The sequence below is a fragment of the Arsenophonus endosymbiont of Apis mellifera genome (assembly GCF_903968575.1).
Taxonomy (GTDB): Bacteria; Pseudomonadota; Gammaproteobacteria; order Enterobacterales; family Enterobacteriaceae; genus Arsenophonus; species Arsenophonus apicola.
Window position 1 is genome coordinate 1 of record NZ_CAJCFU010000017.1, and the last position, 1,105, is coordinate 1,105.

Here is a 1,105-nt window from a genome sequence, read left to right on the forward strand (position 1 = left end):
AAAAAAATGAATGATGAACAGCGACAAAAAATAGCCATCAAAATCTATGAGTCCACGGGCGTGATGTATGACAAAAACGATCCGGTTTTTGCACTCGCGTTAATTAACGCTGAAATCAACAAAATGCTCATCTCGGATTTAGAGGATAAACACCAATGTTTAATTAACGCAATTGAAGAATTGCCGACAAAGATTGAAGCCTCATTGGAAAAGTTGATTGTCGGATTAGAAGAGGCAGAAAAAAGTTATACAGAAATTAACGTTAAGCACCGAAATATACTCAACAATCAACTGGATGAAGCCAAACTTGAGATCCGCTGCGCGATAAAAAATGAAATAACAGGTGGGATATCTGAAGCCATCAGTCATGCCAAAAAGCAACTCAATCAACTGGTAAATCAGGTAGAAGATGTTTCGACAAACTGCAGTTTTGTTAACGACAAAAGTTGGGTAGCTATTATCATCACGTCGACCGCACTCATTATTTCAATCTGTTTCAATGCGATTGCTTACATTTTTAGATAACTTTGCCATCACCGGCATTAACCATTTTTAAATTCCGCTTCCTCAACGATATTGTTCGCTGCTCGCAAGCTGCGCTGCGCTGCGCCTCAATTTCGTCTGTGGGGAGCGGACTAAGTTGAATTTCTATGCGAAAAAAATGCGCTTTTCTTATTCTTTTGTTTTGCTAATTTTTCTGGACGTGTTGTTAATGTCATCGATGGTGATACTGTTTTCGTCCTCACGGAAGGCAAACGGGTCAAAGTGCGCCTCATTGGTATTGATGCGCCTGAGTTAGGTCAACCCTTTGGAAGACGCTCAAAACAAAACCTGCTTCACCTGAGCGCGAAAAAGCAGGCTGAAGTGATGACAGAAAAACAGGATAGGTTTGGACGTTGGTTAGGCACATTAATCATTGCAGGCAAAAACATCAATACCGAACAGGTTAGATCCGGCTTGGCGTGGGCATATCGGTACCATGGGAAGGCGACTAATTTTCGGTTTTTGGCTCTCGAGAAAAAGGCTCGAGAACATAAGCACGCCTTTGGCGTGAGCATCGCGGCAAAGGCGCTCTATTTCTAGGCAATTCCCTTCTCGTCCTTTA

2 protein-coding genes are annotated in these 1,105 nt (G+C 42.2%); both read left to right on the plus strand.

Annotated elements, in window-relative coordinates; translation table 11 throughout:
* On the plus strand, positions 1-525 hold a 525-nt coding region (locus tag H1X92_RS00470; protein WP_180558289.1), incomplete at its 5' end, for a hypothetical protein.
* Positions 526-765: 240 nt separating this feature from the next.
* Positions 766-1,083, plus strand: coding sequence for a thermonuclease family protein (locus H1X92_RS00475; RefSeq protein ID WP_233458099.1), 318 nt, complete (start codon positions 766-768; stop codon positions 1,081-1,083).
* The last annotated feature ends 22 nt before the right edge of the window (positions 1,084-1,105 follow it).